The following is a 1,531-nucleotide window of genomic DNA, read 5'->3' on the forward strand; positions in this document are numbered from 1 at the left end:
GGAGGGCGGCGGCCAGCGGGAACCAGCGCTCGCCGAGCAGGGTGATGGCCAGCCCGCCCGTGCCGCCCGCCGCCGCGACGCCCAGATAGAGGGCGCTGCTGTTGAGGGAGAGCAGCAGCGGGGCGCTCGCCGGGTCGAGGGAGGCCATCCGGTGGGTGAGGGCGACGGCGGCGGCCCACCCGGCGAACGGCGCCACCACCGCGTACGCCAGCGCGCCCGGCATGCTGCGGTCCAGCCAGGGGAGCGCGGCGAACACCAGCGCGGTGACCGCGGCCCCGGTGAGCAGCACCCGGCGGGCGCCCAGCCGGTCCACGGTCCGGCCGCCCAGCCAGTTGCCGGCCACCGAGGCGAGGCCGACCACCAGCATCACCAGGGTGAGCCGCCCGGAGTCGCCGCCGGTGGCGGGGCGCAGGGCGGTGGCGAGGTAGATGTAGACGGAGTTGAACGTCACGAAGAAGAGGAACGTGGTGCCCGCGGCGCCCACCACGCGCCGGTCCCGCAGCGGTGCGACGCGGTCGCGCAGCCCGGGGGCCGCGGCGGACGGGGTCGGCAGGCCGCGCAGCAGCAGGCCCAGCCCCGCGAGCGCCAGCCCGCCGAGCACGACCACCAGCCACATCGTCAGCCGCCAGTCCGCGCGTCCGACGTACGTCCCCGCCGGGACGCCCAGCGCGGTGGCGACGGTCAGCCCGCCCAGCACGGTCGCCAGCGCCCGGCCGCGCCGCTCGGGCGGCGCGAGGGCGGTGGCCGTGGCGGTGGCGGTGGGCGTGTAGAGCGCGGCGCCGGCCGCCGCCAGCACCCGGGTGGCCAGCAGCAGCGGATAGGTGGGGGCCAGGGCGCTGAGCGCGTTGCCGGCGGTGAAGACGGTGAGCCCGGTGAGCAGCGCGCCGCGGCGCGGCCAGTGGGCGGTGGCGGCGGCCAGGACTGGCGCGAGCAGCGCGTAGGAGAGCGCGAAGACGGTGACCAGCTGGCCGGCCGACTGGACGCTGACGTCCAGGTCCCCGGCGATCCGGCCGAGGATCCCGGCCATCACCATGGAGTCGGTGCCCACGGCGAAGGTGCCGAGGGCGAGCAGCAGCAGACGGAGACGCACGGGTGTCCTTCCCCCGGAGGATACAGTTTGAGGTGCGTCAAACAATAGAGACTGTTTGATGAGTGTCAAACAGTTTGAGCAGGGAGGTGTGCCGGTGGACGGCGAACTGTTGCCCCAGCCGGACGTCGCGGAGTTCGAACTGGTGAAGGTGCTGCACGCGCTGGGCGACCCGACGCGGCTGCACCTCTTCCGGCGGCTCGCGCAGGAGGGGGTGCAGTGCGACTGCAACGGGGACCGGCTGGGAGTGGGCCACCTCCACAAGTCGACCGTCTCCCACCACCTGCGGACGCTGCGGCAGGCGGGGGTGACGTCCACCTGGGCGGTGGGCCGCAACCGCTACGTCGCCCTGCGGCGCGACGACCTGGAGGGGCGGTTCCCGGGGCTGGTGGACGCGCTGCTGGGGATGGCCGAGCGGGAGTCCGCCGGGTCCGCCGGGGCGGG

At 75.4% G+C, this 1,531-nt stretch carries 2 protein-coding genes; one reads left to right on the top strand and one right to left on the bottom strand.

Going from position 1 to position 1,531, the window contains the following annotated elements; all coding sequences use genetic code 11:
• Positions 1 to 1,090, bottom strand: a 1,090-nt coding sequence (locus tag G5C65_RS37115; protein WP_165303435.1) for an MFS transporter, incomplete at its 3' end; no start/stop codon positions are given.
• 94 nt (positions 1,091 to 1,184) lie between these two features.
• Here G5C65_RS37115 and G5C65_RS37120 point away from each other — a divergent pair.
• On the top strand, positions 1,185 to 1,531 hold a 347-nt coding region (locus G5C65_RS37120), incomplete at its 3' end, for an ArsR/SmtB family transcription factor (protein WP_338146848.1).

This window comes from Streptomyces boncukensis, assembly GCF_011045075.1.
Classification (GTDB): Bacteria; Actinomycetota; Actinomycetes; order Streptomycetales; family Streptomycetaceae; genus Streptomyces; species Streptomyces boncukensis.